Source organism: uncultured Brevundimonas sp. (genome assembly GCF_937863155.1).
In the GTDB taxonomy this organism is placed as follows: Bacteria; Pseudomonadota; Alphaproteobacteria; order Caulobacterales; family Caulobacteraceae; genus Brevundimonas.
Genome location: NZ_CALMFB010000054.1, coordinates 22,683 through 48,038 on the forward strand (window position 1 = coordinate 22,683; position 25,356 = coordinate 48,038).

27 protein-coding genes and 1 tRNA gene are annotated in these 25,356 nt (G+C 67.7%); 14 read left to right on the forward strand and 14 right to left on the reverse strand.

Translation table 11 applies throughout. The annotated features are described in order from the left end of the window. Nucleotides 1-9: 9 nt before the first annotated feature. The gene (locus Q0581_RS08290) at nucleotides 10-2,070 is read right to left on the reverse strand and encodes a ParB/RepB/Spo0J family partition protein (RefSeq protein WP_298699322.1); all 2,061 of its coding nucleotides are present in this window, start codon (nucleotides 2,068-2,070) and stop codon (nucleotides 10-12) included. A gap of 236 nt (nucleotides 2,071-2,306) precedes the next feature. Further along, complete coding sequence (locus Q0581_RS08295) at nucleotides 2,307-3,692, reverse strand: hypothetical protein (RefSeq protein WP_298699323.1); 1,386 nt, start codon at nucleotides 3,690-3,692, stop codon at nucleotides 2,307-2,309. A 59-nt stretch (nucleotides 3,693-3,751) separates the two neighbouring features. On the opposite strand from Q0581_RS08295, the gene Q0581_RS08300 reads away from it, so the two are divergent. Continuing rightward, nucleotides 3,752-4,351 carry a hypothetical protein gene (locus Q0581_RS08300; RefSeq protein ID WP_298699324.1) on the forward strand — a complete coding sequence of 200 codons (600 nt, stop codon included), beginning with the start codon at nucleotides 3,752-3,754 and terminating at the stop codon, nucleotides 4,349-4,351. A 13-nt stretch (nucleotides 4,352-4,364) separates the two neighbouring features. Here the strand turns inward: Q0581_RS08300 and Q0581_RS08305 are convergent, their stop codons facing one another. Next, on the reverse strand, nucleotides 4,365-5,264 hold the full coding sequence (locus tag Q0581_RS08305; RefSeq protein ID WP_298699326.1) for an endonuclease/exonuclease/phosphatase family protein: 900 nt from the start codon (nucleotides 5,262-5,264) through the stop codon (nucleotides 4,365-4,367). A gap of 306 nt (nucleotides 5,265-5,570) precedes the next feature. Between Q0581_RS08305 and Q0581_RS08310 the strand changes: the two genes are divergently transcribed. From Q0581_RS08310 to Q0581_RS08325, 4 genes are all read left to right on the forward strand, one after another. Then, nucleotides 5,571-5,855: a hypothetical protein gene (locus Q0581_RS08310; RefSeq protein ID WP_298699327.1), complete on the forward strand. Its 285-nt coding sequence runs from the start codon at nucleotides 5,571-5,573 to the stop codon at nucleotides 5,853-5,855. Between the two features lie 394 nt (nucleotides 5,856-6,249). Then, a complete protein-coding gene (locus tag Q0581_RS08315) occupies nucleotides 6,250-7,032 on the forward strand; it encodes a hypothetical protein (RefSeq protein ID WP_298699329.1) in 783 nt (260 codons plus the stop codon). Nucleotides 7,033-7,550: 518 nt separating this feature from the next. Then, nucleotides 7,551-8,477 carry a hypothetical protein gene (locus Q0581_RS08320; RefSeq protein ID WP_298699331.1) on the forward strand — a complete coding sequence of 309 codons (927 nt, stop codon included), beginning with the start codon at nucleotides 7,551-7,553 and terminating at the stop codon, nucleotides 8,475-8,477. Further along, a complete protein-coding gene (locus tag Q0581_RS08325) occupies nucleotides 8,474-9,010 on the forward strand; it encodes an SLATT domain-containing protein (protein WP_298699333.1) in 537 nt (178 codons plus the stop codon). The genes Q0581_RS08320 and Q0581_RS08325 overlap by 4 nt, the downstream gene beginning before the upstream one ends. Here the strand turns inward: Q0581_RS08325 and Q0581_RS08330 are convergent. The 9 genes from Q0581_RS08330 to Q0581_RS08370 form a co-directional block, all read right to left on the reverse strand. Then, nucleotides 9,007-9,861: a nucleotidyl transferase AbiEii/AbiGii toxin family protein gene (locus Q0581_RS08330; protein ID WP_298699335.1), complete on the reverse strand. Its 855-nt coding sequence runs from the start codon at nucleotides 9,859-9,861 to the stop codon at nucleotides 9,007-9,009. The genes Q0581_RS08325 and Q0581_RS08330 overlap by 4 nt on opposite strands. Next, nucleotides 9,858-10,952: a type IV toxin-antitoxin system AbiEi family antitoxin gene (locus tag Q0581_RS08335; protein ID WP_298699337.1), complete on the reverse strand. Its 1,095-nt coding sequence runs from the start codon at nucleotides 10,950-10,952 to the stop codon at nucleotides 9,858-9,860. The genes Q0581_RS08330 and Q0581_RS08335 overlap by 4 nt, the downstream gene beginning before the upstream one ends. Nucleotides 10,953-10,991: 39 nt before the next feature. Then, nucleotides 10,992-12,266, reverse strand: a complete 1,275-nt coding sequence (locus Q0581_RS08340; protein ID WP_298699338.1) for a site-specific integrase — start codon at nucleotides 12,264-12,266, stop codon at nucleotides 10,992-10,994. Between the two features lie 163 nt (nucleotides 12,267-12,429). Beyond that, nucleotides 12,430-13,875 (reverse strand): M20/M25/M40 family metallo-hydrolase, encoded by a 1,446-nt coding sequence (locus Q0581_RS08345; RefSeq protein ID WP_298699340.1) that lies wholly within the window; start codon nucleotides 13,873-13,875, stop codon nucleotides 12,430-12,432. Between the two features lie 64 nt (nucleotides 13,876-13,939). Continuing rightward, on the reverse strand, nucleotides 13,940-14,197 hold the full coding sequence (locus tag Q0581_RS08350) for a DUF3297 family protein (RefSeq protein WP_298699342.1): 258 nt from the start codon (nucleotides 14,195-14,197) through the stop codon (nucleotides 13,940-13,942). A gap of 83 nt (nucleotides 14,198-14,280) precedes the next feature. Continuing rightward, complete coding sequence (locus Q0581_RS08355; RefSeq protein ID WP_298699344.1) at nucleotides 14,281-15,207, reverse strand: hypothetical protein; 927 nt, start codon at nucleotides 15,205-15,207, stop codon at nucleotides 14,281-14,283. 71 nt (nucleotides 15,208-15,278) lie between these two features. Further along, the gene (locus tag Q0581_RS08360) at nucleotides 15,279-15,770 is read right to left on the reverse strand and encodes a DUF6468 domain-containing protein (RefSeq protein WP_298699345.1); all 492 of its coding nucleotides are present in this window, start codon (nucleotides 15,768-15,770) and stop codon (nucleotides 15,279-15,281) included. Then, the gene (gene fliM, locus Q0581_RS08365) at nucleotides 15,767-16,828 is read right to left on the reverse strand and encodes a flagellar motor switch protein FliM (RefSeq protein ID WP_298699346.1); all 1,062 of its coding nucleotides are present in this window, start codon (nucleotides 16,826-16,828) and stop codon (nucleotides 15,767-15,769) included. The genes Q0581_RS08360 and fliM overlap by 4 nt, the downstream gene beginning before the upstream one ends. A gap of 3 nt (nucleotides 16,829-16,831) precedes the next feature. Continuing rightward, nucleotides 16,832-17,485 (reverse strand): flagellar basal body-associated FliL family protein, encoded by a 654-nt coding sequence (locus tag Q0581_RS08370; protein ID WP_298699348.1) that lies wholly within the window; start codon nucleotides 17,483-17,485, stop codon nucleotides 16,832-16,834. Between the two features lie 182 nt (nucleotides 17,486-17,667). Between Q0581_RS08370 and flgF the strand changes: the two genes are divergently transcribed. The 8 genes from flgF (at nucleotide 17,668) to Q0581_RS08410 (ending at nucleotide 24,091) form a co-directional block, all read left to right on the forward strand. Beyond that, nucleotides 17,668-18,405: a flagellar basal-body rod protein FlgF gene (gene flgF / locus Q0581_RS08375; protein ID WP_298699350.1), complete on the forward strand. Its 738-nt coding sequence runs from the start codon at nucleotides 17,668-17,670 to the stop codon at nucleotides 18,403-18,405. A 12-nt stretch (nucleotides 18,406-18,417) separates the two neighbouring features. Continuing rightward, nucleotides 18,418-19,206 (forward strand): flagellar basal-body rod protein FlgG, encoded by a 789-nt coding sequence (gene flgG / locus Q0581_RS08380; protein WP_298699352.1) that lies wholly within the window; start codon nucleotides 18,418-18,420, stop codon nucleotides 19,204-19,206. Next, nucleotides 19,206-19,877 carry a flagella basal body P-ring formation protein FlgA gene (locus Q0581_RS08385; protein WP_298699353.1) on the forward strand — a complete coding sequence of 224 codons (672 nt, stop codon included), beginning with the start codon at nucleotides 19,206-19,208 and terminating at the stop codon, nucleotides 19,875-19,877. Before flgG ends, Q0581_RS08385 begins: the two co-directional genes overlap by 1 nt. 12 nt (nucleotides 19,878-19,889) lie before the next feature. After that, nucleotides 19,890-20,624, forward strand: coding sequence for a flagellar basal body L-ring protein FlgH (gene flgH, locus Q0581_RS08390; protein WP_298699355.1), 735 nt, complete (start codon nucleotides 19,890-19,892; stop codon nucleotides 20,622-20,624). 177 nt (nucleotides 20,625-20,801) lie between these two features. Further along, on the forward strand, nucleotides 20,802-21,272 hold the full coding sequence (locus Q0581_RS08395) for a hypothetical protein (RefSeq protein ID WP_298699356.1): 471 nt from the start codon (nucleotides 20,802-20,804) through the stop codon (nucleotides 21,270-21,272). 36 nt (nucleotides 21,273-21,308) lie between these two features. Beyond that, entirely contained in the window at nucleotides 21,309-21,737 is a 429-nt protein-coding gene (locus Q0581_RS08400; RefSeq protein WP_298699488.1) for a hypothetical protein, read from the forward strand. A 17-nt stretch (nucleotides 21,738-21,754) separates the two neighbouring features. After that, nucleotides 21,755-22,279, forward strand: a complete 525-nt coding sequence (locus Q0581_RS08405; RefSeq protein WP_298699358.1) for a hypothetical protein — start codon at nucleotides 21,755-21,757, stop codon at nucleotides 22,277-22,279. Between the two features lie 21 nt (nucleotides 22,280-22,300). Continuing rightward, nucleotides 22,301-24,091, forward strand: coding sequence for a DUF885 family protein (locus Q0581_RS08410; protein ID WP_298699360.1), 1,791 nt, complete (start codon nucleotides 22,301-22,303; stop codon nucleotides 24,089-24,091). Here Q0581_RS08410 and Q0581_RS08415 read toward each other — a convergent pair. Together Q0581_RS08415 and msrA are read right to left on the reverse strand one after the other, a co-directional pair. Beyond that, nucleotides 24,088-24,432 (reverse strand): MmcQ/YjbR family DNA-binding protein, encoded by a 345-nt coding sequence (locus Q0581_RS08415; protein ID WP_298699362.1) that lies wholly within the window; start codon nucleotides 24,430-24,432, stop codon nucleotides 24,088-24,090. The genes Q0581_RS08410 and Q0581_RS08415 overlap by 4 nt on opposite strands. Nucleotides 24,433-24,436: 4 nt before the next feature. Next, nucleotides 24,437-25,090 (reverse strand): peptide-methionine (S)-S-oxide reductase MsrA, encoded by a 654-nt coding sequence (gene msrA, locus Q0581_RS08420; RefSeq protein WP_298699364.1) that lies wholly within the window; start codon nucleotides 25,088-25,090, stop codon nucleotides 24,437-24,439. 112 nt (nucleotides 25,091-25,202) lie between these two features. Between msrA and Q0581_RS08425 the strand changes: the two genes are divergently transcribed. After that, a tRNA-Ser gene (locus tag Q0581_RS08425) sits at nucleotides 25,203-25,292 on the forward strand. The last annotated feature ends 64 nt before the right edge of the window (nucleotides 25,293-25,356 follow it).

Here is a 25,356-nt window from a genome sequence, read left to right on the forward strand (position 1 = left end):
GGGCGTCGCCTATTCGGCGGCGAACGAATAGGCGTCCGCATCGGACGACGGCGGCGCGCCCTCCTCGCCTTCCGGCTCATGGGCATCCGGCTCGAGCGCCGGGGCCGTCCGCAGAACGGACGGCAACCAGCCCTTGCCCTCGACCAGCCGCTCGGCGGCATCGGCCATGTCGCTCTTCTTGAACCCGGCGATCCGCCCGGCTTCCTCACTCGTGGTCGCCTCGGTCACCGCTTCCAGCACCCGCGCCTTAGACACGCGGGAGAAGTAGCTGGCGGCGGTGGCCGTCCACGTCCCGGTCATATCCAGACCGGTGACGGTCGCCAGCGTCTCGGCGTGGGCCAAGGCGTCCGGCTTGCGGTCGTGAGGATCACGCACCGCATAGAGGCCGACGCCCGTGCAACAGGCCATCAGGTCCAGAAGGTCCGACGGCGGCAGGGTCATCAGGACGACCCAGAGGTCGCGCGCCTCTTCCGGGAGCCGCGCGCCCCACGCCTCCAGCCGGTCGGCCACGCGCCGCCCGGCGGGGCCGTCGCTGACGCCGGGTGCCAGCCGCTCCAGACCGGTCACGCTCAGACGCAGTTGCAGGGGCGTCCACGTTCCCCACGCGGGGTAGAAAACCTGCAAGGCCAGCGCATGGACCACCACCGTTAGGGCGATGTTTTCATCGGCCTGAACCGCGTCGCGCAGCCCCATGGTCCGATGGGCGGTAAGGTCGATCACCAGCCGTTCCGACAGGGGCGCCAGTCCCTCGTCGGCCTCGGCTTCCGGCGCGGGCGGCGCCGTCTCCCCGTCCTGCGGCTCCGCCTCGGACCAGCTTTCCGGAGCGTCCGGATCGGGCGCGCGGTCGCTGATTGCATCCTCGGCCTTGACCAGACCTCGCTCAAACCGGGCCAGCCCGTCATGACCCAGCAGGACCATCACCCCGGCCCGCGCCTTGACCTCCGACGCATAGTCGAAGTCCGGGCCGAAGGCTTGCAGGGCCTTATCAATCTCCTCCAGCCGGGCGTCCGCCTCGGGCGTCAGCCCTTCCGGCCCGGCCTCGGACACGAGGGCATCATATTCCTCCGACAGCGCCGCGATCTGCGCTGCATCAGCCTCGGAGCGGACGACCGCGACCGGATAGACCCGACCCAAGGCGCTGACCTCCGCGTATTCGGACGCAGCCTCGGCCCATTTCCACCCTTCGCGCTGGCGCGCGCCGTCGGCCAGAGCGGCCAGCTTGTCGTCGACCATCCGGTCGAGCAGGGCCGGGTCTTCCAGCCAGCCGCCGCCGTCTTCGGTGAACAGGTCGCGCAACACCGTCCCGCCCTCGGCCTCATAGGCCTTGACGCCGACGAAGATCGCGCGGCGGTCGTCGGCCCGCACCTTGGCCTCGGTCATGGCCCGACGAATGGCATGGACGGGACGGTACTCGCCCAACTGCTCGAACACCTGCCGTTGCCGGTCCTGATCGGCGCTGACGCAGAAGGCCATCAGCTGGTCCAACGCCAGAGCCCCGTCCCGATAGGCCGCCATCAACTCCGGCGCCGCCGCGCCCAGCCGCAGCCGCTGCCGCACAACGGTCGCCGTCACGCCGAACCGGGCACCGATCTCCTCGGCGCCGTAGCCCTTCTCGTCCGCCAGCCGCTTGAAGGCCTCGAACTGGTCGGCGGGGTGCATGGCCTCGCGGGTGGTGTTTTCGTCGAGGCTGATTTCATGGGCGTCGTTCTCGGTGTCGACGACCACCTTCACGGGGTGGGTCCGCTTGATCTGCTTGCGCTTGGCCAGGAGCCGCAACCCCTGGCGGCGTCCCTCCCCGATAGTCACGAGATAGTTGCCGGTAGCCGTCCCGTCCTCGCCGCGTTCGATCTCGACCACAGGCGGCTGCAACACCCCCTTGACCTTGATGGAGGCGGCAAAGGCCTCGATGGTCGCTGCGTTGTGCGGGACCTTCCGGGCGTTCTTTGGGGACGCCTTCAACCGGTTCAGGGGAACCACGATCTCCGCGCCGTGACCCGGCTCCTGATCCGCTCCGGTCGCGGCGGCGTCAGCCGCCGCAGGGGTACGGGCTTGGGTGAATTGAGCAGTCATGTCTGCCTCCTTTGGGCAAGGGTTGCAGGCACGCGAAACGCGCGCCTGAAACCCTGCCCGTCGGCGAGACCGGGGTAGCAAGGGCCAGGGCGGATCGGCCGGAGGGGGATCGCCCGGCCTGCACAAGCCTCGCACTGATCGCAGACATCGGTTCCGTCGCCGGCGCGGAAGGTCGGGGAGACCGGCCGATCCGGCGGCGCAGCCGCTTCACCCTGGCCCGCGCGAGGGCGGAGCCCTTAGCGCTTTTTCAGGGCTGGGATGTCGCCGGAGAGAATGTCCTCGAGCCTTATGGGAGGCCTCTCGGCGTCGGTGATCCAGGTCTCCGACCAAAGGATTCCGGTCTCGTAGTACGCGCTGCAGATTGTCTCGCCGTCGACGTCAAACCAGTGGGTCGCTTCCGGCAACAGTTCGTGAGGGACCGGGTGTCGTGCGAACGGATTGTGGAAGACCTCGATTTCCGCAGACCACGGTTCATGACCTTGCGGCCAGAGCGCCCGGTAGGCGCCACTGGCGACGTCCAGGCAGAAATCGTCTCCCTGAAGCGCGCCTTCGGTCCTGTTGAAGAATTTGCCGATGCGAGTGTAGCGAAGGCCCTTCGGGTCCGCGCCGGCGGATACCATCACACGGCTGAGCTTCGAGATAGCGCAGGCGTTCGAGAAGATGACTGCTGACAGTTCTGCATGGTCTGCGTTCGCAAACAGGCCCGCAGGAAATCGGGACGGACCGTGGAGATGGGTCGCATAGGTCGCGCGAGCGACAGGCCGTCCGTCCTCGACGACGACCTCGGCGCCCCGGCCATAAAGATAGCCGGCCAGACCCTCTCGACTCCAACGCATCGAGCCGGGCGCGTGGAAGTCCGCGACGGCGAGGATGAAGGGCTTTCCCTGCACGTGAGGGAGCTGATCGTAACGCCGCTGCAGCTTGTTTCCGATGGTCTTGGCGAAACGAAGCGCGGCAGGGCCGAAAAACAGCGCTTCACGCTCGCTTGGCGGCGGGACGCGGGGCGCGTTCATGTGGTCGAAGCGCCTCTCCGGATTGGCGGTGACCGCCTCCACCCAAGCCTCGCCGCCAAGGCGATTGCGAATGTGAAAGTCCGGAGACTCGAACGGCTGGCTGACGTGCAGGCCTTGCTCTCGAAACGCCGCGAGCAACTGCGCTTCCCACATCCGCGTGTGGAAATTCCCGGTCTGGCAGTCTCCGACCCAGTTCCTGTCCGGGTTTGGAAGGGCGAGATAAAGCTGGTTGAGGATTGAGCCGGCAATACGGTGCGAGGGCGTGCCCAACGAACCGAAAATGGCGCTCGGCGTACGGCCCTGCAGGTCATGGAGGGCTGCACGCGGTGCGGTGTTGGGCGGCAAGGGTTCTGGCGGTGCGCCAATGCCAAGCAACGCTTCAAGGCGCCGCTCAGCATCCCTGAGTGACCGAAATCCGACTTCGCGCGCCGTCTCGGTCCAGACATCGTCTACGCGACGTCGCATTGCAATGAGGCCGAGTTCTCCGGTTTCGGCATGTCGCGTCACGATCCCGCAAGTCCTTCCGGCTGTGTCACCCCAGGCGGCGACGGGCGGCCGTTCACCGAAGGCGTGCCCGGCCGGAAGGGCCAAGGCGATGACGCGGAACATGTTCTCCGGGATAGGATCCATTCTGGCACTATGACGCCAATGCCCGACAGGAGGACAGGATGAGTTTTGAGGCGCTTCTCAGCAAACCATTCCGTTGGCCGAAGTCTGGAGATCGATTGTTTACGGTCTCATCCGACTGGGACGGCAACGCCACCCTCACAGAGCCGGCGCACAACCGCATGGTCCTGATGATGGCCGGCTATAAAAGGGCGGCGGACCTCATGGTGGCCCACGCCACCGACGACCGCGGCGATCGGGACACACTCGTGTTTCCGATTCTGTTCAACTATCGCCAGTTCATCGAGCTGTCGCTGAAGTATCTGATCGCGACCTACGGCCCCACGGTCGAGATCGAGGCGATCTGGAAATCCCACGACCTCTCCGTGCTCTGGGCGCGGTTCCAGGCGGTTCTCGAAGGTTTCGCTGTCACCGACCCCGACGGTGCCGACGAGGCGGTCGGCCGCATTGTTGCGGAGTTTGCGGCCGTAGATCCCGGCTCATTTTCTCACCGCTATCCCGTCGACACAAAGGGCCGCCCGATCGAACTGGCCCTGGGCCATGTCGACCTTGTGGTGCTGGCAGACGTCATGACCGCCGTCGATGGCTATTTCACGGGCTGCGACGGCTATCTTGATGCGCTGGAAGGCGCGGAGCCCTGATCGCTGCCGAGCCTCAGCCCAAAAGCCGCACCGAGATCGGACAGTGATCGGAAGGGTGTTCGGTCTCGGCAATGCCGCCGTAGCGGTACTCCTCGAACGACCCGGGCTCGAGGCGCCCTGTCGCCACCTTCCCTGTAGCGATGAAGTCGATGTATTCGCGATAGCGCGCCTTGCAGCCCGCCGCCTGATCACCGGAGGTCAGGGTCAACACCGAGCCCTCGGGATCGCCATCGTTCAGATCGGCGAAGAAGGCGTCGCCACGGCTGGCCAATCGCCGGTTCCAGTCTCCGAGGACCACGAAGGCCTCGCCGTCCCGAGCTCGTGCTTCCGTCCACCTCTCCAGCACCGGGAGCTGATCGAACAGCACCGGGCAGTCCGGGTCCGTCGGTTCGCGGCCGGAGTTACAGCCGGACTTCAGATGCACCGCCAGCAATCGGACCGGACGTCCGTGCAACACAGTCACATCGACGCCCCACCGCAAATCGGGGTTTCCGAGCGCTAAGGCGTTCAGGTCGGCGTTGCGGATCCACGGCACGCCTTTGCGGATGGCGAAGCCGACCGCCTGGTTCTGGATGAACAGGCCTGGTCGGCCCCGGCATTCGCCGCTCCGCGTGCTGGCCGGACGGTCGGACATCACCACGTCGTACAGAGCCGGATCGAAGACACGCTCGGCTGCGACCTTGTTCTGTACCTCTTGGAAGGCGATCACATCGGCGCCCAGAGTGGCGACATGACCACGAAGGAGAGCGTAATCGGCCTCGGTGCGCGGTCTACACCCCTCCCCATCCCGCTCCGCCAGATGCTCCATGTTCCAGCTCGCGATCTTGAGGCTGCCAAGGTCACGGTTCGGCGCCATGCCGACGCATCCCGACGAAAGGGCGGCCGAGAGCATGAGCGCGATCAGGGGTTTCATCGTCAGCTCCTCAACGTGAAGGGTGCGACCCGGCTAACGGCGGGTCGGCGCAGAACTGTAGTCGAGCGCGCTTCGCGCCTCCGACTATTGCATCGGGCTGATTCCTGCGATCCGCCTCGCCTCACCGCCAAAGCCGATTGCGTCGTCGGCCCGCCACTGTAGGCTGATCGCGACGGGTTCCGGCAAGACAGGGACCGACCTCGAGCCGGGGGACGTCTCTGACGTCGGCGGCGGTCGATCCTGAAACCCCGGGCTTCTTCGCAGAAGTTCCAGGCCCGTCCCCATTCCCGTCCCGCGAGGATCGCCGTGGCCGAAGAGCTGACTGCCGAGGAGACCGAGATCTACAGCGATCTGGCCGAGCAGGCCGGTGTCGTCGCACGGAGGCTGTTGGCTGAACGCGGCCTGACCTATCTCGAGGATCTCGCTCCGGAGGACGCTCGCGATGTGCTGCGGAGCGCGTGGCGCGAGGCCGCTCGAACGGAGTTCGAAGGTCACGACCTGACCGAGTTGCTGGCCGAGATCGACGCAATGGTCGATAGCCTGGTCATGACCGATCCAAGCTCATGTGGGTCGCCTGTTTCGATCCACTAGGCTGGAGCACGTGCGTCGTCTGCAGTCCGGTTGCGCAGTTCGCGATAAGGCTCGCCGCGCCCTCCCGCTTCGGCCCGTGACAGGACCCTCGTTTCAAACTGCGACGAGACCTGAACCTGGATTTCCCGATAGCGCAGGCCGTCCTGAAGGGACGCGCAAGTCGCCCGTACCGTGGACAGGACTCCCAACCAATCATCCGTTTGAACAGTGACGACACCCGGCTGATCGTCGGGTGACGCCGCCGCTGCGAACATACGGTCGAGAGTGCGGTCAAGCTCATGGTGGGTCATGACCGTTGGTCTAGTGAGAGTCGGCCCGCGCCTTCCATGACGCCGGCTATGTGTCCCCAACTCCGCGCTAGGGGCTGGACGGGTGCCGTCGCTAGGATGGCGCCATGGCCTATTCCGATGACGACGCCGCCGAGATGCAGGACCGCTGTGATGACTGGTTGGAGCGGGAGGGCGCCCTGACCAGCTCGCTGTTCCGTCTCCAGCTTCAGGTTCCGCAGGCCAAGGAAATGATGACCCACGGCGTCTGCCGACGCCTTTCCGACCTGAAGCACGGACTTCGGCGGGTCTTCGAAACCCTGCCACCGCAGGAGACAGAGCCAACCCGCGAAGCGATCTGGGACGCCACAGCCTTCCTTCAGGCCTTCGTCATCAACATCTTCGGCGTCATGGACAACCTGGCCTGGCTCTGGTGTCTGGAAGCAGACCTGCGCGGCCCTAATGGACGTCCGCTTCACCGCAGCCGGATCGGTCTGACGCCCGACAATACCGACCTCAGAGGCAGCCTGTCGGCGCGAAGCCAGGCCTATCTGGCAGGCACGGATCAGTGGTTTGGCTATCTGGAAGAGTATCGCCACGCCCTGGCCCACCGGATCCCGCTCTACATCCCGCCCAAACAACTCGACGACGCGGCTGCGGCGGAGTTCGCAAGGCTGGAAGCGCAGGTCGGCGGCCCGGGGTGGGACTGGGCCCGCTGGCCTGAGGTCATCGCCGCCCAGCGGCGGCTCGGCGTTTTCGAGCCGGTGATGATGCATTCCTTCGGTGAGGGCGCGCGGCCTGTCCGCTTCCATGGGCAAATGATCTGCGACTTCGCGACCGTGATCGAGGTCGCCGAGCACATCTTGGCCGACCTTCAGGCGAGGGCCGCTCCCGCCGCCGAGGCCGGCTGAAGCGCGATCCTCGAGTTTCGGTGGTGCGGGCGGCCGGGGTCGAACCGGCATGGGCAATGCCCGACGGATTTTCGTACCACTTCGACTTTCGCCGCCGCCTGCCCCAGAAGGCCCGACGTTCGTGGTCTGGACTATCCCTTCGTCATAGCCCGAAGGCCTTAGACGCCGCCCGTCTAGTCTCTACACCTTCCCGTCCGAAGACGGGCTTGGCTCGGGATCGCCATCTGACAGGGTTCCCCGACTTTGAGCGGTTCTACGTCCGGGATTTCCCCCGGCGCACTCAATCCTCAGCTTAAGTCCGTTGCGTCTACCAGTTTCGCCACGCCCGCCAGCCGAGCGGGCTCTATACCTGCGTTCGTGCCCGCGCGCCAAGGCGGCGGGCATTCTTCAACCACCGGGACGCGGCGACCCGTCTCCGGGCGCGATTACCCCCAAAGCGCGCGCGGCTCTCGCATAGGCGCAGGCGCTCCCTATATCGGCGATATGCCGACGCTTCGCCGCCGTTCCTAGGTCCACCCTTGAGCTTTCTCGTTCCGCTGTCGCCCGCGCCTCCAGTGCCCCCGCCCGGGTGGATGTTCGTTGAGCAGCGCTTCTCGGCCTTCATGCAGGGGCTGGGGATCACAGAGCAACAGGCGGTCGACGGTACACGTAAGCAGACGGGCGTTCGGGCAGCCCTGAATCGCTGGTACTACGGCCATGGCGAGGCGACGCAGAACAGTCTGTTGATCGGGTCCTGGGCCAAAACGCTGAGAGTGGCCCCGCCGCGCGACATCGACGTCCTGTTCTGCATGCCTGTCGATATCTTCCATCGCTACGAGGCCCGCGTCGGCAACCGCCAGTCCCAACTGCTGCAGGAAGTCCGCTCGGCGCTGTCGCAGACCTACCCTCAAACGGCGATCCGTGGAGATGGCCAGGTCGTGGTCGTGCCCTTCGCGACCATGCCCGTCGAGGTCATCCCGGCCTTCCGCCTCGACACCGGCCAATATCTGATCGCCGATGCGAATGGCGGCGGTTCGTACCGCAAGACCGATCCGTGGGCTGAGCTCTCGGTGCTCGAAGCGTCGGATCGCGCAACCTTCGGCTCCACGCGTCGCCTGATCCGGATGGCCAAGCAGTGGCAGCGTCATGCCCATGCGCCGATCAAGTCGTTCATGCTCGAGCGCCTGGCCGTGGCCTTCCTTGAAACCTGGCAGCACGCGACCGCAGGCTATGAGGACTGGATGGTCCGCGACTTCTTCGAGTTCATGCTCCGGTATGTCGGCGGCTCGGTCCAGATGCCTGGAACCGGTGAGTGGGTATCGATCGGCGACGCCTGGGCGCCGCGAGCGCGAACGGCCTTGGCCACCGCCCAGCGCGCCTGCCAATATGAGGCGGTAAACGCCGATCGGCGTGCGGGCGCGGAATGGCGCTCGCTGTTCGGCTCCGCGATTGGACCCATGTCATGACCGATACTGTCAGCCCGGCTGAAACCGACTCCCGAGACGCCATTCTGGCGGAGGCCCGCCGGCTGGCTGTGGACGCCCTCTATTCGGAGAAGGGTCATTTCGAGGCTGCCAGCGCCTGGCGCGGCCGCACCTACTCGCTTGGCATTCCCGCAGCGCTCATCAGCGCTACCGCCGGCGCCACCATTCTGGCGGATATGGACCCTGCCATCGGCGGTTCGCTCGCGCTTGTCGGCGCTGCCATCACAGCCCTGATGACCTTTCTCAATCCTTCCGAACGGGCGTCGCAACACCACCGCAGCGGCGTCTCCTACGGCGGCCTCCGGCGCGCTCTGCGCCAGTTCGTCCAGATCGACGTCGGCATTATGGACGTTGCGGCGCTCCGGTCGCGCCTGACCGAGCTGACGGAGAAGATCGGGGCCTTGCAATCCGAGTCGCTGCCGATCCCGTCCGCGGCTCACAAGAAGGCGTTCAAGTCGATCCAGGGCGGATCGGCGGAATACACCCCACAGGAACTGGCGCTCGCAGGAGGCTAGAGCCCGAGCGCATCCACGAAGGCTCGGACCTGCCCATAGGCGTCCGTCTGCCACTGCTCCGGAGTACGGTCGCCCAAGGCCGCGCTTGTCTCTACGAACTCGCGAACGCAGGCAGGTCCGTGGTCATCGACATCCCTGAACTTGCTGGCGATCTTCTCATAGCCCTGAAGAGCGCTAGCCCGTTCCAGGAGGGGCCGGCAGGCGTCGGCCAGGGCTTCGGGCCCGCCCGGGTAGTTTCGGACGCAATAATAGATGTCGTAGGCGTCCTTGCGCTTGAAGCGGCCGACGAGGGCGTGGCCTTTCATGCCGAGAAGCGCCGGGATCGAGGCCACTGCGATCTTTACGCGATTGGTCCCCGACCGTCCCGGCATCCGGTCCTCAATCTCGACCAAAGCCTGGAAGTCAATCGCCAGATCGGCCCCGTCCGCCTTCTGGACGGCGAAGTCCTCCACGAGCGGCCGCTCCCGCTTCGGCACCTCCGCGTCCCGCGGCATCAGGAAGTCGACGACAACCTTGATCGGGGGACCGCCATCTTCGGCAGGAACTTCCCGGGTCAGCTGGAACGCCCGATCCTCGGGGCCGCGCTCGTAGCCATGGGCCTGAAGCGCGTGAACCAGGTCTGCGTATTCGGTATCCGCGAGCGCGACCGGGTCGAGTGCGAGATCGATGTCGAACGTCCCGACGTGAATCATGTCGTCCGGCTCGAGCAACAGCCACGGCACAGCGCCGCCGACCACGGCGAACTTGCCTTCATAACTGCCGAGGATCTGGCCGATCTCGACGAGGGTCTGGCGGACGGCGGCGGTGCTGCGCGCGGGATAGTCCGCCGCGCTCTGCGGTTCCGGCTTCACCACTGGGACACGCTGGCGAGCAGATGGTCTGCCGCCTCCTGCCCGCGTTCGCCGCCGGTCCCGAGATCAAGGAAGGTCTGCAGCGGGCTGGTCGTCCAGAGGTCTGGAGCCGGCTGACGCAGATCGTCGAACAGCTCGGCCTCGTCGGGGATCAGGATCTCGACATTGGCCCCGCTTTCGGCGGGCTTGAGCTGCAGATGATCGACCAAGGCCGGCAGGGCGCTGGGTTCGGCGATGAGGTAGGTCATCGGCACGCGTGCGTAAGGCGCCCACCAATCGGCGGCCGTGAAGGACATCGCCGCGGCCCGGCCTGAGGACTGAGCCTCACGCAGGGCGTATCGCAGCGCCACATCCAGCCGCTTCCCGTGCAGGGTCGTATAGTAGCGCCGCCGCTCCCCAACGGGTGCCTCGTAGGCCTCTCGCCAGCCGCGCAGGAGACCTTCGCGATCGGTCAGCTGCAGGCCCTCGGAATCGGCCGAGGCCCATTCACGGTCGATCAGCGCGCGCCGCACGTTGCTGACCTGGCCCAGGCTCACTTGCGCGGCTTCGGCGAGGTCCGTCACCTTCCAGGCCCGACCGGGCGTCTGAAGGAGACAACGGAGAACGCGCGCTGATTTCGGTGCGAACGGCGACTTCAGCTCGCGCGCGACTGCCTTGGGCTTCTCGGCCGTCTGCCGGTCGATATAGAGGCCCGGGCCGACGATGCGGACGTTGCCCGCGAGATCGAGCCAGCCCACGCCGGCCTCGTCACACAGGCGCCGGGCGGCATCCGCCATATAGGGGGCTCCCACGAGCACGATGGACTTCATTCCGAGGTTCGCGGCAGCTTGAAGCGCCTGATCGACGGCGCTGCGGATCACCCGCGGTTGTCCGGAACTCTTCACCTCCATCAATATCGTGAAGCTTCTGGAGGCGATCGAGACATCGGCGATGATATCGACGCGTGGGGCGTCGCCCGGTCCCTCGATATCGAGAGACCGTACCTCTACGGTCGGGACGACGGCGAGTATGTCCCGCAGCTCCCCGGCGAGAGCGCGTTCAGTCTCTTTCACTGAAAGTTCCATTTTCATCATTACGTTGAAATAGGCCATTTCACTGAAATGGTCAAGTTCGCTGGCTGATCGCCGCGATCAGGCACCATTCGAATCCACTGTTTGTCGCTTCGCCGGCTTGGGCTTTCGGACATTGATGGCCGAGGCGTCGAGCACGTTCTTGATGTGAGAGGCGTAGTATTTCTCGATCATCTCCACGCTGGTCCGGCAGTTCTTGGCGACCTGATAAATGTCGGCGCCCTCCATGAGCCGCATGGAGATGTAGGTGTGCCGCAGGCTGTAGGCGGTACGAGGCCTTCCATCCCGGTCCTTCTTCAGGCCGAGTTCGTCCAGGATGGCGTTCAACAGTTCGCGCTGCACCAGACCGAAGACGAGATCGGTTGGCTGGCCGTTCTTGCGCTTGAGCACCCGTTCGAACGGACGGACGGCTCCGGGCATGCTCTTGCAGTACCCTACCCCACGCTTGCCCCGCACCTCGATCTCGAGGATGCGTTCGCCGGTCGCGTCATCCTCAACGATCGAGACGTCTCTGAACTCGAGGCGCTGCGCCTCGTCGGGACGCAGCCCGGTGTTGACCATGAACAGCACGAAGTCGTGGAACTGCTCGCACTCGTCGCGCCAGCGCTCCTTTTTCGGGTTCTTCGCGCGCTCGCGCGTCGCTTCGTAGAGGCGCTTGTACTCTTCAGGTGAGAACCAAGCCCTGTGGCTCACCTTGCCGGATGCCCGGTACGGGTTGCTCATGTCCGGAAGTGCGGAAATCCACCCTTTCCGGTTCGCGGTTTTCAGGATCTGCCTAAGACAGACCATCTCGTTATGGAGCGTCTGCCGGCTCGGCCGCTTCCAGATCTTCGCCTTTCCGATCCGTTCTTGCCCCTCCGAGACGAACCGCACGCGCTGCGGCTCGTCAGGTGGCGTGACACGGTGAAGCCGGTAATCCTGGATCCGGCCGGCGGAGACTTCGGTGATCGGCAAATCGCCGAAGAACGGGTTGAGGTAGAGACGGATCACCCGCCCCTTCCCAGCGACGTAGTGAGCGTTCCGCTCACCCAACGTCATCGCTTCGAACTCCTTTTCGAAGACAGCGGCCGCCTCACGGAAGGTCTTCTCCCCCGGCCGCTTCGGCGTCACACGCTCCGGGACGACGACAGGCATCTCCGGCATCGACGGGAGCTTCCCGGACTTGCGGAGACGATCTTCAGCGAGCCGATCGAGATACCAATCGCGCGCGAACTCTCGCGCAAAGGCGACGTTCGTCTCCTTCGTCGACTGACGGTAGTTGCGGCCGCTCAGATAGGTCGCGCACTGCCAGTATGGGCTGTTTTCGCGACGATAGACGTGGAGCTTGCCCTCCATGAGCGAGTGAGACTCCGACACATGACCTCCTTGCCGCTCGCGGCAAATGTGTAAGTCGTGTGTAAGTGTCTACCCGCTCTAACCGATTGATTTAGATACGTAAATCTACGGTAGTGGATTTTAAGTCCGTTGCGTCTACCAGTTTCGCCACGCTCGCGGCGGGTCAGTGCGCCTGAGTAGCCGCCGGGCGCGTGGCGCGGAAGTCCACGTCGGAATCGGCGATCAGCATCACCAGGGCGGCCCAGGCGGCGACGTTCTGGGTCATCTGGGCCGGGTCGATCTTATCCAGGGTGTCGTCGGCCGTGTGGTGCAGGTCGAAATAGCGCGTCCCGTCCTGGCGCAGGCCGAAGACCGGCACGCCCGCCTGGGCCAGCGGCCCGATATCGACGCCGCCATGCAGCTCCGGCTCGCCCGGCAGCACGCCCAGCGGGCGCAGCACACGCGCGGCGATGCGGCCGAAATCGGTGTCGGCCGATCCGGGCGGCAGGCCCAGGGCGTAGATGCGGTCGGCGCCGAAATCGCTTTCGCCGGCGATGATGTGCCGTTCCACGCCCTCAGCGCCGATTTCGGCCAGATAGGATGCGCCGCCATAGGCGCGGTCGGTCGGCTGGTTCACCTCTTCGGAGCCGTACAGGACGACGCGAAGGGTGCGCGCCGGGCGACGGCCGCTGTCCATGATGGCCTTGGCCGCCGCGATGGTGATGGCGCCGCCCGCCGCATCGTCAAAGGCGCCGGTGCCCAGATCCCAGCTATCCATGTGCGAACCCAGCACGATGATCTCGTTCGGACGCGACCGGCCCGGAACCTCGGCGATCAGATTGTGGGACACGGTCTCATAGGTGCGGGCGGTCGAATGCAGGCGCAGCCGCACCGTCTCGCCCAGGGCGACCAGGCGCGACACCTGGTCGGCGTCGGGGGCGCTGAGGGAGAAGCCGGGAATGGGCACGCGGCCGTCGACATAGCGGGTGGTGCCGGTGTGGGGCATGCGGTGTTCGTCCGTGCCGGCCGAGCGCATGATGAAGGCCACCGCCCCCTTGGCCGCCGCCGCCGCCGGACCCGCGCCCCGGATGCGCGACAGCGAGCCATAGCCCGAACCGTCCTGCATCCGCACCATCTGGCCGCCGTCGACATAGGCGATCTTGCCAGTCAGCGACCCGGCCGGGGCGGCGTTCAGGGCGTCCAGACTGTCGAACCGCACCACCTCGGCCTCGATCCCGCCTTCGGGCGTGGCGGGCGAATGACCCAGGGCCGCGGCGGCCAGCATCTGGGGGCGGTCGCCGACGATGGCGGCGCTTTCCTGGCCCCGGTCCCAGCCGACCAAGGGAAATTCCTGAAGCCGCACATTCTGGAAGCCCAGGCCGCGCAGATAGTCGGCGGCCCAGCGGAAGGCCGCCGTTTCCGCCTCTGACCCCGCCGGGCGGGCGCCGAAACGGGTGGTGACCTGGGTGACATAGTCCAGCGCCACATTGGCGTTCAGGGCGTCATCGCGCACCTGTTCGGCGGCGCGCACGACGGCGGAGTCCTGGGCCGCGGCCGGCAGGGCGGTTGCGGCGACGCCGAAGGCCAGGACGACGGACAGGACGGCGGACTGGCGACGAATGCGATTCACGGCTTCAACCCCAAGCAATGGAAGGGGCGAAGCCTATCGGGCGGCATGCGCGAAGGTAAGGGCCTTATTCGCCCTGGAGATAGGGCTCGACCGGGCCTTGCAGCTTGACGGTCAGGGCCTTGCCGCGACGATCGACGCGATTGCCCAGCGCCAGGCGCACCCAGCCTTCGGACACGCAGTATTCCTCGACATTGGTCTTGTCCTCGCCCTTGAAGCGCACGCCCACGCCGCGCGCCAGAAGGTCGGCGTCGTAGTAGGGGCTGGCGGGATCGACCGACAGACGGTCGGGCATGGACGGAGCGGGTTGGGCGGCGTCGGACATGTCGGATCAGGCTCGGCGGATCGGGAAGCGCGGTTGATAGCGGGCCGATGGCCCGGCGCCAACCACGCGCTGTGGGCCGTGCGTTACTGAACCGTCTGGCGCGGCTGGGCGCCGGGCGCGCGACCGGCGCCGTCCGCGCCGCCCGAATAGGGCTGAGGTCCGGGGGCTTCGGCGGCGGCCTGTTGCGGGGCCGGACGGGCGGCGGCGGGCCGGGCGGCCGGGCGGCGCTGGGGCGTGCGGGCGGCGGGGCGCGGACGCGGCGCGGCGGCCTCCCCGCCTTCACCGGCGGTCGGCGTCGCCGTCGTCTCGGTCGGAGCGGGGGTTGGGGCCGGCGCGGGGGCGGGCGCCTCGGGGTTGGCGGCGGCGGCGACGGCGGCCTGGGCGGCGGCCTGCTGGCGTTCGAACCGACGAGCCAGTTTTTCGGTCAGGTCGCGCGCGCCGGACGGCTCCATCTGGGCCATGACGGCGGCCAGGGATCGCGGACGCATGGCGGCGGCGACCGGCAGGCGCACCCGGTCGTCCAGAGTGGCGAAGACCCGCGCGGCCTCTTTCGGACGCATGGCGGAATAGACGGCGACCAGGCGGTCGATCTCGGCCTGTTCACGCTCGCCCACCTGACCCAGCAGGGCCTGAAGTTCGCCGCGCAGCGTGGTCAGGGCCTGGGTCTTAGCGTCCAGCTTCTGCTCGGCGGCGGCCATCAGCGGCAGCATGGTGGCGAAGTCGTGATCGCGCACGTCCAGTTCGGCGCGGCGGTCCTTCAGCGACTGGATGACGCGCAGTTCCGCCGGTGACAGGCCCGCCTGCTGGGCCAGCTGTTCGGGGCTGAGGGCGCAGACCGCCGGGGCCGCGCGCGGGGCGGCGGCGCCTTCGGCCGCAGCGGCGGGAACGGCTTCCTCGGCCCAGGCGCGGGCGCCCTCGAACAGGCCCGGCGCGACGCCGATGGCGCGCACCACCACCACGCCTCCGATGGCGATGGCGACGAGCGGCAGGATGCGAGGCAGACGAGCCATGGTTTACTCACTCGATCTCGCCCCTCAAGTCGTCCGTCGCCGCGCGACGGACATAGGGGCGTCAAAAAGGGTCAGGCGGCGAACAGGTCTTCGTCCAGGCTACGCCGGGCGCGGTTGAGGCTTTGCTTAGCGGCCTGGTTAGCGGCCAGGGCCTGAAGCACGGGTTGGAAGGTCTCCACCTGTTCGGGGCTCAGCAGACCGCCAGAGCGCGAGGGGGCGGTGGCGGGTTCGGGCCGGACCGTCGGCGCTTCGGCCATCGGAGGGGCGACCATGCGCGGGGCGGCGACGACGGGCGCGCGGTCCATCAGGGCCTCCAGCTCGGCCTTCAGGGCGCGGGCCTTGACGATGCGGTCGTGCAGCAGGTCGGTTTCCTGGTTCGAGGCCCGCAGCGACCCCAGGGCCGCCTCGGCCCGGGCGGCGGCGGTGTTCAGTTCGCTGACCGCACCGGCGAAGGCCAACTGTCCCTCGCGCAGGGTCTTCAGCCGCCGATCCAGCCGCACCCCATAGGCCAGGGCGGCCGCCAGCAGCATCATCAGCAGGGCGTCCATGATCACGCCGATCATCCGTGTCTCCCCTTGGCGATGGAGCCGGCGGCCTCGGGGCTGATCGGCCCTTCGACGCGCACGGCGATGAACTGGCCCTTGCGGCCCATCTTGCCGGTGGTCAGCGGGATGGACCCGGCCCGGATCGAGATGTCGCTGTCGGGCGTGGCGTTCAGCATGAAGGTGTCGCCGACCTTCAGGTTCAGCACGGTCGACAGGGGCGCCTGCTGTTCGTCCAGCACGGCGCGGACCTCGGTGTCGGTGGTCCAGAGTTCGGTGGCCAGGTGGCCTTCCCAGATGTTGTCGCGGCCGAATTTCTCGCCCATGAACTGCTGCAGCAGCATCTTGCGGATCGGCTCCAGCGTCGCATACGGCAGCAGCAGCTCGATCCGTCCGCCCCGGTCCTCCATGTCGATCCGCAGCTTGACCAGGATGGCGGCGTTGGCCGGGCGCGCGATGGCGGCGAAGCGGGGGTTGGTCTCCAGCCGGTCCAGGTTGAAATGCACCGGCGTCAGCGGCTCGAACGCCGCCGAGGCGTCCTGAAGCACCACCTCGACCATCCGCTGGACCAGCACCCGCTCGATGGTGGTGTAGGGCCGGCCTTCGATGCGCAGGGCCGCCGTGCCGCGCCGTCCGCCCAGCAGCACGTCGACGATGGAATAGATCAGGTTGGAATCGACCGTCAGCAGGCCGTAGTTGTCCAGCTCCTCGGCCCGGAACACCGCCAGGATGGCGGGCAGGGGGATGGAGTTCAGATAGTCGCCGAAGCGGATGGAGCTGATGTTGTCCAGCGACACCTCGACGTTGTCCGAGGTGAAGTTGCGCAAGCTGGTCGTCATCAGCCGCACCAGGCGGTCGAACACGATTTCCAGCATCGGCAGGCGTTCATAGGACACCAGGGCCGAGTTGATGATGGCGCGGATGCCGGTGCGTTCGCTGTCGTCGCCTTCGCCCAGGTCGAAGCCCAGAAGGCTGTCGATCTCATCCTGGTTCAGGACGCGTTCGGACAGGCCCGTGGCGCGAACCTCGTCGTCGTTCAGACCGGCCAGCGGATCCCTGTCCTGAAGCGTGTCGGCCATGGCCTATTGCACCAGCATTTCTTCGATCAGCACGGCGTCGACCTTGCCCGGCGCGGCGATCAGATTGATGCGGCGCAAGAGTTCGGCCTTCAGCTGATAGGTGGCGGCCGAGCCCTGCATCTCTTCGGGGCGCAGCTCGCGCAGGAAGCTTTGGAACATGTCCTGCATGCGCGGGGCCTCGGCCTGGAGGTGTTCGGCCAGGGCCGCGTCCTTCATCTCCAACGTGAGTTTGAGTTTCAGGAAGGTGGGCCGGCCGTCAGCCGACTGCACGTTCACGACCATGTCCGGCAGGGTGTAGAAGGTCACGCCGTCCGGGCCTTCGGCGATCTTGCCGGCGGCGGGGTCGGCCTCGCCGCCTTCCTTGCCATGGCCGCCGCCCTTCTTCTCGGCCTTGCCGTGGCCGCCGCCCTTCTTTTCGCCATGGCCTTCGTCGGCCTTTTCCTCGCCGTGGGCGGCGGCGGGCTTAGGCTGCATCAGCATGAAGGCGGCCGCGCCGCCCCCGCCCAGCACCACCAGGGCGGCCGGGATGATGATGAACAGAAGGGGCAGCTTCTTCTTGGCGGGCGCCGCGTCCTCGGCCCCGGCCTCGCCGTCCGCGACGGCCGGCACGGCGGCGTCATCGGCCGGTTTGTCCTTCTTCTTGCCCAGCTTCAGCATGCGCGCACGACGCCCCGGATGATCCCAGGGGTCAGTTGGGGCCGGTTTGGTTAACGGGACGTTTAGAAACGGCAAATCCTGCCGGGCGCCGATGGGGTCGGATCGGCCCAAACCCAGGCGGGGCCTGCGTTAACCCTGTTGGCACGAGGGTTGCGAGAGCAGGGACGAAGGAGCCATGCCCCGTGGAAAACGCCGCCTACATCGGACTGTCCCGCCAGATGACGCTGCGTCGCGAACTGGATATCGCGGCCAACAACATCGCCAATGCGGACACCACCGGCTTCAAGGTCGAACAGTTGCTGCTGGGCACCGAGGTCGGCGAGCGGGCGCGCAACCACGCGGTGCGACCGGGCGTCAGCTTCGTGCTGGATAACGGCGTGGGCCGCGACTACGGCCAGGGCGCCCTGAGCCAGACGGGCCGGCCGCTGGACTTCGCCATCGAGGGCGAGGGGGTGTTCTTCGAGCTGGAGACGGCGCAAGGCCCCGCCTACACCCGCGACGGCGCCTTCACGGTCGATCCCGAAGGCCGTCTGGTCACCGAGGCCGGTCACGCGGTCCAGGGCGAGGGCGGCGAGATCATCCTGGACCCCGCGCGCGGCCAGGCCTCGGTCGCCGCCGACGGCACCATCACCCAGGACGGCCAGCCGGTCGGCCACCTGAAGCTGGTGCGGTTCGACGCCCTGGCGGCCCTGTCCAAGGGCGGCGACGGCCTTTACCGCAACGCCTCGAACGCCGCCGCCATGGACGCCGCCGACGCCCGCGTGCGCCAGGGGATGCTGGAAGGCTCGAACGTCAATCCGATCCTGGAAGTCACCAATCTGATCGAGATCAGCCGCGCCTATGAGCGGATCACGCGGATGATCGAAAACACCAACGACCTGTCCCGGCGCGCCGTCGAGCGCCTGGGCCGGGCGAACTAAGGAGGCCCCGACATGCGCGCTCTCAGAACCGCCGCCTCGGGCATGCTGGCCCAGCAGCTGAACGTGGAGGTCATCTCCAACAACATCGCCAACATGAACACGGTCGGCTTCAAGCGTCAGCGGGCCGAGTTTCAAGACCTACTGTACCAGAACGTCGAACGCATGGGCGCCCAGTCGTCCAGCCAGGGCACGGTGGTGCCGACCGGCATCCAGATCGGCGCGGGCGTCAAGGCCGGCAGCGTCTATCGCATCACCGAACAGGGCAGCCCGACCCGCACCGGCAACACCTATGACATGGCCATCGACGGCCGGGGCTATTTCCAGGTGACCCTGCCGTCGGGCGAACTGGCCTATACGCGGGCCGGCAATTTCTCGCCCAATGGCGAGGGCCAGCTGGTGACCGACGACGGCTATCTGGTCGAGCCGGCCATCTCCATCCCGCAGGACGCGGTGGACGTGACCGTGTCCAAGACCGGCCAGGTGCAGGTCACCACCCAGGGCGCGACCGAACCGCAGATCGTGGGCCAGCTGGAGCTGGCGACCTTCTTCAACGAGGCGGGCCTGGAAGCCATCGGCGACAATCTGCTGCTGGAGACCGCCGCCTCGGGACCGGCCGTGGTCGGCGCCCCGGGCGAGCCGGGTTTCGGCCAGATCCTGCATCGCTTCACCGAGGCGTCGAATGTCGATGCGGTCAGCGAGATCAGCGCCCTGATCGTGGCCCAGCGCGCCTATGAGATGAACTCCAAAGTCATTTCGACCGCCGACAACATGCTGTCCGTCGCCGCCCAGGTGAAGAGCTGATGAGCATCCTGTTTCCCCTGAATCCGCCGCCTCGACCGCCGCTGTTCAGCCGCCGCGCGCGCTGGACGGCCGCCTGGGTCGCCGCCGTCGCCGCGGTGCTGGCGGCCACGCCTGCGCTCAGCGGGCCGGTCACCCTGAAGGCCCAGCCGGTCGATTCCGACGGGCGGGTGACGCTGGGCGATCTGTTCGACGGGGCGGGGGCCGCCGCCGATGTGCAGGTGGCGACCCGCGCCGGGCCGTCCGTGGTGCTGGAGGCCGGTCAGCTGCAGATGCTGGCGCGCCAGTCGGGCCTGGAGTGGAGCAATCCCCAGGGCCTGCGCCGCGTCGTGGTGCGCAACGCCGCCCTGTCGCCGGGCGCCGCCGCCGCCCAGCCGGCCGAGGCGTCGGCCACGCCCGCCGCCGCCACGATGACGCCGTCGCGCGCCGTCGCCGCCGAACGGGTGATCGCCCGCAACGACGTGGTCTCGGTCGCCTATCAGGTCGGGGGCGTGACCCTGACCGTCATGGGCCGCGCCCAGAGGAACGCCGCCGTGGGCGAGCCGGTCGCCATTCTGAACCCGACCTCGGGCCGGATGATCGACGCCGTCGCCATCGGGCCGGGCCAGGCCATGGCCGGACCCGCCGCCCAGGCCGCCCGCACCGCCGCCTTGCAACAGTTCGCCGCCCGCTGAGGACCGTTCGTCATGCGTAAGATCCTGATCGTTTCCGCCGCCGCCCTGATCTTGGGAGCCTGCTCGACCGTCGCCGAAACGGTGCGCGGACCCGAACTGGCGCCCATCGGCTATCCGGCGGCCCTGGTCCCGGTGCAGCAGGCCTATCTGCCGGCGCCTCAGGCCCGGCCCGAAGCCTCGGCCGCCAGCGCCAACAGCTTGTGGCGCGCGGGCGCCCGCACCTTCTTCGGCGATCAGCGCGCGCGTCAGGTCGGCGACATCCTGACGGTCAACATCAACATCGACGACCGCGCACAGACCCAGAATTCGACCACCCGCAACCGCTCGAACGAGATTTCCGGCGGGGTCAGCAATTTCTTCGGCCTGGAGAACAGCCTGGGCCGCGCCTTCCCCGGCGGGTTCGATCCGCAGAACATGGTCGGGTTGGAAGGCCAGTCCAGCGCCGCCGGCTCCGGCTCGGTCAACCGTGCCGAACGGGTCAATCTCACCATCGCCGCCGTGGTCACCGACGTGCTGTCGAACGGCAATCTGATCATCCAGGGTCGGCAAGAAGTGCGCACCAACCGCGAGGTGCGCGAACTGACCGTCGCCGGTATCGTGCGGCCCGAGGACATCTCGGCCGGCAACACCATCAGCCACACCCAGATCGCCGAGGCGCGCATCAGCTATGGCGGGCGCGGCGACATCAGCCGGGTCCAGTCCACCCCGGCGGCCCAGAGCCTGGTCGAGCGGTTCAGTCCTTTTTAGGCGCCCTAACGCTCCCGACGCGGTCGGTCGCTGCTTGAGGGCGGACGAGGGCGTGGCCGTTGGCTGCTTGAGCGTGAAACGGCCGTGTCCTGAACATCACGGGTCTGTCAGGCCCAAAGCTTCGCCGTGAACCGTTAACGGACGCCCGCGTTTGCCTGTCAGACGCGAGTGTTTGTGATGTTCAAGGTTCTGATTCCCGCCGCCGCCGCCCTGGGCCTGGTCGCCTTCGCCGCCCAGTCGCGCGAAGTTGTGGCCCCCGTCGCCGAGCATGCGCCGATGGGCTGGCATCTGAGCCATGAAGGCGCGATGGCCAAGCTGGCCTACGGCGTGGCGAACTCCGACATGGTGGCGCTGATGCTGACCTGCAGTCCCGGGGACCAGGAGGCGGCGGCCTATGGTCCGGCCCTGCCGGCGGGTGCGCGTTTGGTGCGGGCGTCGCTGTCGGCGCCGGCCGAGATCGACCCCATGACCGGCGACCTGATGCGCGAAACCAAGGTGTCCCTGGGTGATCCCGCCCTGGCCGGTCTGGTGCGTCATGGCCGTCTGGCGGTTCAGAGCGAGGGCGACGCGGGCGTGCTGAAGGCCACCGCCGCCGAGCGGCGAATGATCGGCGACGTCCTGGCCTATTGCGCGGCGCATCGTATCTGACCCAATCTGGGTCGAACGGGCGGGGGCTTGACCGACATGATGATGCTGATGGCGGCCGTCGCCGGCCTGATGATGCAGGCGGGCGAACCGGCCTGGACCTGGAGCCTGTACGAAGGCGAGGGGCCGGTGGTCCTGGCCAATGACGTGCCGGACACCGCGCGCCTGCGCGCCACTCTGGAATGCGAGACGGGTCAGGGCGCCGCGCGCGTCACCGCCTATGGCGCCGGTTCGGCCGCTGGGGGCATGGCCACATTGCGGGCGGGCGCGGCGACGGCGGCGGCCGAGGGGCGGGCGGGCCGCGACGGTCGGCTGTCGGCCATGGTGCGCACCGAACACCCGGTTTTCGCCGCCTTCGTCGAGACGGGCCGGCTGACCCTGACCGTGGGATCGACCGAGCGGATGGTCGAGGTGCAGGCCGAACATCTTGCCAAATTGCGCCGCTTCGCAGAGCTTTGCGGGGGCTGAGGACAGGAACGGGCACGATGGGGTCGCAAGCGAAGATCAGGGCGGGCGCCGTGGGCCTGGCGGGCGCGGCCTTTCTGGGCGCCTGTGCGACCGGAACCCCGCATTCGGCCTCGCTGACGGCGGCGGGCGGCGCAGGCGGCGCGCCGGCGCCCCTGGCCGGTTACGACTGGTTCCTGAACACCGAAGGCCCCGCGGCTCAGCTGGTCTATGGGCTGGAGGAAAGCGACGATGTGAAGCTGAGCCTGGGGTGCGAGCGCAAGGATGGACGGATCGAGGTTTCGGCCCACGGTCCTGACGGCGGCCCGGCGGAAATCCATCTGGAATCCGGCGGCGAGACCGAGCGCCTGCGGGCCACGGCCGAGCCGATGGAGGTCAGCGACGGCGAATGGCTGACCGCCATGGCCCGCACCAGCGACCCGGTGTTCCAGCGCTTCCGCCAGGTCGGCTGGCTGGCCGTGTGGCAAGGAAATGAGCGTCATGCCTATGCCCCGCATCCGGGATCGCAGGATCGGGTGGAGCAGTTCTTCGGCCGCTGCGGCTGAGACCGATCCGGGGGGATTGAGATGAAACGCACGACCGCGGCCCTGGCGGCCCTGATGCTGGCTTGCGCCACGGCGCCCGCCAGCGTGGCGATGGGGCAAACGCCCGCGGTGGCGGTCCAGACGGCGTCGGCGCGACTGGCGGCGGTGATCGCCGACTATGAGGCCTATCGGATGCGGGTCGATCCGATGACGGCGGCGGCCGAGGGGGACGACACAGCCTTCGCCCGCCTGCCCGATGTCAGCCGCGCGTTCGAGCTGGCCCAGGCGGCGCCCATGCAGACCCTGCTGGACCGGCTGGACGCCATCGCGCCCGAGGGACTGACGGCGGCCGAACGGATCAATCACGCCTTTCTGGCGGGCATGCTGCGGCGCGAGATCGCGGGGATTGCGCTGGACGCCGGGCGGCTGTCGTTCGATTCCGAAGGCGGGCCGGGCAATTTCGCCGGCTATATGGCGCGTTCGACCCGCCTGGGTTCGGCGGTCGAGGCCGAACGCTACATCCAGCGGCTGCGGGCGTTGGGCCGCACCTATGACGACACCATCGCCAACGCCCGGCGCGGCCTTGAGACCGGCCTGGTCCAGCCGCGTTCGGTGGTCGAAAGCGCCATCGCCCTGGCGCGCAACGACGTGGCCCTGACGGCGGCGGACGATCCGCTGCTGGCGGCGTTCGACACCCTGCCCGCCGCTATGCCCGCCGAAGAACGCGCGGCGCTGAAACGCCAGGGGCAGGCGGTGATCGAGGCGGTTGCGGCCCCCAGCCGCCGCGCCTGGCTGGCCTTTTTGACCGACGATTATCTGCCCCAGGCGCCCGAGGCGCCGGGCCTGGCCCACCGGCCGGGCGGACGCGACCTGTACGCCTATCTGGTCGGCGCCTACACCACCACCGACCTGACGCCCGATCAGGTGCATCAACTGGGTCAGCAGGAAGTGGCCCGCATCCGTGCGCGCATGCAGACCGAGATGCGCGCCGCCGGCTGGACCGGCGATTTCGCGGGTTTCCTGACCTTCCTGCGCAGCGATCCGCAATTTTACGCCGCCTCGCGCGAGGGGCTGCTGGAGAAGGCCTCGGAAATGGCCAAGCGCGCCGATGACGGTCTGCCGGCCCTGTTCGGAACCCTGCCGCGCCTGACCTATGGCGTGCGGCCCGTCGCGCGCGAGATCGAGGAGAATTACACCACCGGCCGCTACAGCCCCGGCTCGCTGCGCAACGGAGTGGCGGGCGGCTATCTGGTCAACACTTCGCGCCTGGACCAGCGGCCGCTGTATGAACTGCCGGCCCTGACGCTGCACGAGGCCGTGCCGGGCCATCATCTGCAGATCGCCCTGCAGCAGGAGGCCGACGCCCAGCCGATGTTCCGCCGCCGCGCCGGGGTCACCGCCTTCACCGAAGGCTGGGGCCTTTACGCCGAATTCCTGGGCGAGGAGATGGGCTTCTACCGCACGCCGTATGAGCGGTTCGGACGGCTGAGCTATGAGATGTGGCGCGCCTGTCGGCTGGTGGCCGACACCGGCCTGCACTGGCTGGGCTGGACCACCGAACAGGCGCGGGCCTGTTTCCGCGACAACTCGGCCCTGGCGGCGCACAATATCGAGACCGAACTGCAGCGCTACATCGGCTGGCCCGGCCAGGCGACGGCCTACAAGATCGGCGAGATCCGTCTGCGCCAGATCCGCCAGCGCGCCGAGGCGGCGCTGGGCCTGGGGTTCGACATCCGCGCCTTCCACGACGCCCTGCTGGTCGAAGGCGCTCTGCCGCTGGACCTGCTGGACGTCCGCATGGACGCCTGGATCGCCGAACAGGCGGCGCCCTAATCCAGCGCCAGGGCGTCGCGCATCTTGCGGGTCAGCTTCGCGCCGATCAGGCGGCGCGCGATGGCGAAATGTTCGATCAGTTCATCCTGGGGCCAGGCGGCGGGGTCGGGCAGGTTCACCCATTTGGCCCGCGCCAGATACGGCGCCGGCAGCGCCCGCCCGTCCTCGGTCAGCACCGCATAGGCGATGTCCGACACCTTGAACGACACGCCGCCGGTCTCGCCCACGATCACGAACATCTTGCCGCCGATGCGATAGGCGTCGTTGTGAGGGCCGAACGGATGATCCATCGTCACATGCGGCAGCGCCAGACAGGCTGCGCGGATGGCGTCTCTGTCCATGGCGTCAGGCCCCGACGCCGACGCCGATGGGGCAGGTGACCCCCGTGCCGGCGATGCCGCAGTAGCCGCCGGGGTTCTTGGCCAGATACCCCTGGTGATAGCCCTCGGCGAAATAATAGGGGCCGGCCGGGGTGATCTGCGTGGTGATGGGTTCCACGCGGCCCGCCGTGATCAGGGCCGCCTGATAGGCGTCGCGCGACGCCTCGGCCTCGGCCCGCTGGGCGTCGTCCAGCCAGTACAGGGCCGAGCGATACTGGGTTCCGCGATCATTGCCCTGGCGCATGCCCTGGGTCGGATCGTGGTTCTCCCAGAAGGCTTTCAGCAGATCGCCATAAGAGGTCTGGGCCGGGTCGAACACCACCTGCACCACCTCGGCGTGACCGGTGCGGCCGCTGCACACTTCTTCATAGGTGGGATTGGGCGTCACGCCGCCCGCATAGCCGACCGAAGTCACCCACACGCCGGGCAGTTTCCAGAACACCCGCTCCACGCCCCAGAAACAGCCCATGCCGAAGATCGCCGTCTGGAACCCTTCGGGGTGCGGCCCTTTCAGCGGACGGCCGTTGACCACATGCACTTCGTCGGTCGGCAGGGGTTCGGCGCGGCCGGGCAGGGCGGTTTCACGGGTCGGCAGGTCGGCGGTCGGCGCGTGGGCCACGGGCGGTCTCCCTGAATCTATGTGGACGCCCGCACATATGGGGATGCCGCGAGCGCTTGCCGAGGGGGGGCGTCTGGTCTATCTGCCCCGTCTTCCGCGACTGCGTGGAAACGGACAGGTGGCCGAGTGGTTGAAGGCGCACGCCTGGAACGCGTGTATAGGGGAAACTCTATCGGGGGTTCGAATCCCCCTCTGTCCGCCACGCCAATTTATTGAAATTGTATCAGAAAATATCGCCACCCCCCTTGGGGGCGGCGCGCAATTCC